Consider the following 3528-nt stretch of genomic DNA (forward strand, 5'->3'; position numbering starts at 1 on the left):
CCTCCCCCCATGGCAAAAAGGCCCGCCGGGGGGCGGGCCTTTGCGGATGTTCGGGGCGTGGACGATGAGTGCGGTGAGGTGGACGATGCGACCGATCCGGCCTCTGCTACCCGCCGGGCGCGAAGCCGGCGCCGTGCTCCGCTCTCTTCTCCGCCGGGTGCGGGGCGGCCGATCCGCCTCGCTCTCCCTCGCGGCGCCTTCCTCAGTGGTTGAGGTTCTTGACGATGTCCTCGACCATCTTCTTGGCGTCGGCGAACAGCATCATGGTGTTGTCGCGGAAGAACAGCTCGTTCTCCACCCCGGCATAGCCCGCCGCCATGCCGCGCTTGATGAACAGCACGGTCTTGGCCTTTTCCACGTCGAGGATCGGCATGCCGTAAATGGCGGAGGTCGGGTCGGTCTTCGCCGCCGGGTTGGTCACGTCATTGGCGCCGATGACGAAGGCCACATCCGCCTGAGCGAATTCGGAGTTGATGTCCTCGAGCTCGAACACCTCGTCATAGGGCACATTGGCTTCCGCCAGCAGCACGTTCATGTGCCCGGGCATGCGGCCGGCCACGGGATGGATGGCGTATTTCACCTCGACGCCTTCCTCCTTCAGCTTGTCGGCCATCTCGCGCAGCGCGTGCTGGGCCTGCGCCACCGCCATGCCGTAGCCCGGCACGATGATGACCTTGGAGGCGTTCTTCATGATGAAGGCCGCGTCCTCGGCCGAGCCCTGCTTCACCGGCCGCGTTTCCACCGCCCCGGCCGGGCCGGTGGCGCTGTCGCCGCCGAAGCCGCCCAGGATCACCGAGATGAAGGAGCGGTTCATGCCCTTGCACATGATGTAGGACAGGATCGCGCCCGAGGACCCCACCAGCGCGCCGGTGATGATCAGCGCGGTGTTGGACAGGGTGAAGCCGATGCCCGCCGCCGCCCAGCCGGAATAGGAATTGAGCATCGACACCACGACCGGCATGTCGGCGCCGCCGATCGGGATGATGATCAGCCCGCCGAGAATGAGCGAGGCGATGACGATCAGCCAGAACACGGTGTGGCTCTCGGTCGCCACCAGCACGCCGATCAGCACCACGATCAGGCCCGCGAGGCCGGCATTGATGAGGTGGCGGGCCGGCAGCAGGATCGGCTTGCCCGACATGTTGCCGTTGAGCTTGGCAAAGGCGATGACCGAGCCGGTAAAGGTGATGGCACCGATGGCGACGCCGAGGCTCATCTCGATCAGCGCCTGGGCATGGATATGGCCGGGATCGCCGATATGGAACGCCGCCGGGGCGTAGAGCGCCGCCGCCGCCACCATCACGGCGGCAAGGCCGACCAGCGAGTGGAACGCCGCCACCAGTTGCGGCATCTGCGTCATCGCGATCTTGCGAGCGATGACCGCGCCGGCGCCGCCGCCGAGCGCGAGGCCGCCGAGCACCAGCGCCCAGCCGCCCGGGCCGGCCGGCGGGGAGGAGCCGAGCGTCGTCAGAATGGCGATGGTCATGCCGACCATGCCGAAAATATTGCCCTGGCGGGAGGTGACCGGGCTGGAGAGCCCGCGCAGCGCCAGGATGAACAGGACGCCGGAGACGAGATAGAGCAGCGCGACCAGATTGGCGTTCATGTTCGCGCTCACTTCTTCTTCGAGTACATGGCGAGCATGCGGCTGGTCACCAGGAACCCGCCGAAAATGTTCACCGCCGCCAGGACGAGGCCGACAAAGCCGAAGCCGCGCGCCCAGCCCGTGCCTTCCGCCACCGTGTCGACGCCGACCGCGAGCAGCGCGCCGACCACGATCACCGAGGAGATGGCGTTGGTCACGCTCATCAGGGGCGTGTGCAGCGCCGGGGTCACCGACCACACGACGTAATAGCCGACGAACACCGCCAGCACGAAGATGGCGAGCTGGAACACGAAGGGGTCGATCGCCCCGCCGGTCAGCGCATGCGCCGCATTGCCCGCAAGTTCGGCATAGCTCTGCTGCGCCGCCGCGGCATAGGCCTGCGCCGCTTCCGCCGCCTGCCGCGCCACTTCCGCCGCCATACGCGCCCCTTCGGCCGCGTTCTGCGCCATCGCCCCCTGCGCCGCGTCGGCGACACCAGGCGCGTTCTGGGCGAGTATCACGCCCCCTGCCGGATTGGCCATTTCCTCGATTCCCCGTTCTGTGAGGCGGCTGCCGATCTCCCCGGCCGGGCCGCCCTTAAGGCTTGATCTCGTTACCAGCGTCCGCGAGAGGCGCCGCCGCCGGAAGCGTCACCGCCCCCCCCCTTCGCGCCCTCATCCCCGTCCCCGGACGTGATCCGGGGATTGACCCGGGGACCCAGCCTGAAGCCGGGCCACCCGGAAGGCCTGGGTGCCCGGGTCAAGCCCGGGCATGAGGAAGAAAGGGGCAGGCCCTCAGCCCGCCCGGCTCACGCCGCCGACGCGCCCGCTTCCGGGGCTGCCGGCGCCGGCGCCGGCGCCGATTCCTGCGTCGCGAAGCCGGGATGCACCACCGCCCCGTCCTTGGTCAGCAGCGTCGCCTTCACCAGCTCGTCGTCCCACTTCACGGCCAGCGCCTTCGACCCCTTGTCCACCAGCGTCTCGACAAAGGCGTAGAGATTCTTGGCGTAGAGCTGCGAGGCGGTCGCCGCCAGCCGGCCCGCCACGTTGAGATGACCGACGATCTTCACCCCATTGGCGGTCGTCACCACCTCGCCCGGCACCGCGCCGGCGACATTGCCGCCGCGCTCCACCGCGAGGTCGATGATGACCGAGCCCGGCTTCATCGACGCCACCATGTCGGCGGAGACGAGCTTGGGCGCCGGGCGGCCGGGGATCAGCGCCGTGGTGATGACGATGTCCTGCTTGGCGATGTGGCTGGCGGTCAGCGCCGCCTGCTTGGCCTGGTATTCCGCCGACATCGCCTTGGCGTAGCCGCCGGAGGTTTCCGCCTGCTTGAACTCCTCGTCCTCCACCGCGATGAACTTCGCCCCGAGGCTCTCGACCTGTTCCTTCGCCGCCGGGCGCACATCGGTGGCCGAGACCACCGCGCCGAGGCGCCGCGCCGTGGCGATGGCCTGCAGCCCGGCCACGCCCGCGCCCATGATGAACACACGCGCCGCCGGCACGGTGCCGGCCGCCGTCATCATCATCGGGAAGGCCCGGCCGAACTCGGCGGAGGCGTCGATCACCGCGCGGTAGCCGGCCAGATTCGCCTGCGAGGACAGCACGTCCATCACCTGCGCGCGGGTGATGCGCGGCATCAGCTCCATGGCGAACAGCGACACGCCGGTGCCGGCGATCTCGGTGAGCGCGGCCTCATGGCCATGCGGGTCGGCGATGGCGATGACCAGCGCGCCCTTGTTCGCGCCCGTGAGCGACGCGGCTTCCGGCCGGCGCACCGCGAGCACGATATCCGCGCCCGCCACCGCCGCGGCATTGTCCGCCACCACGGTCGCGCCCGCGCCCTCATACTCCCCGTCGCCAATCCCCGACGCCGCCCCCGCCCCCGACGCGACAAAAACCGCCGCACCCAGACCGATATAGCGCTTCACCGTGTCGGCA

General features: G+C 69.4%; 3 protein-coding genes. All 3 read right to left on the reverse strand.

The window, feature by feature from the left end; all coding sequences use genetic code 11:
- Positions 1 to 202: 202 nt before the first annotated feature.
- Positions 203 to 1606, reverse strand: coding sequence for an NAD(P)(+) transhydrogenase (Re/Si-specific) subunit beta (locus J2S75_RS22400; protein ID WP_307023459.1), 1404 nt, complete (start codon positions 1604 to 1606; stop codon positions 203 to 205).
- An 8-nt stretch (positions 1607 to 1614) separates the two neighbouring features.
- On the reverse strand, positions 1615 to 2055 hold the full coding sequence (locus J2S75_RS22405; RefSeq protein ID WP_244450829.1) for a proton-translocating transhydrogenase family protein: 441 nt from the start codon (positions 2053 to 2055) through the stop codon (positions 1615 to 1617).
- A gap of 338 nt (positions 2056 to 2393) precedes the next feature.
- Positions 2394 to 3528, reverse strand: a 1135-nt coding sequence (locus J2S75_RS22410; protein WP_307023461.1) for a Re/Si-specific NAD(P)(+) transhydrogenase subunit alpha, incomplete at its 5' end; no start/stop codon positions are given.

It is taken from the genome of Ancylobacter polymorphus, assembly GCF_030813495.1.
Classification (GTDB): domain Bacteria; phylum Pseudomonadota; class Alphaproteobacteria; order Rhizobiales; family Xanthobacteraceae; genus Ancylobacter; species Ancylobacter polymorphus.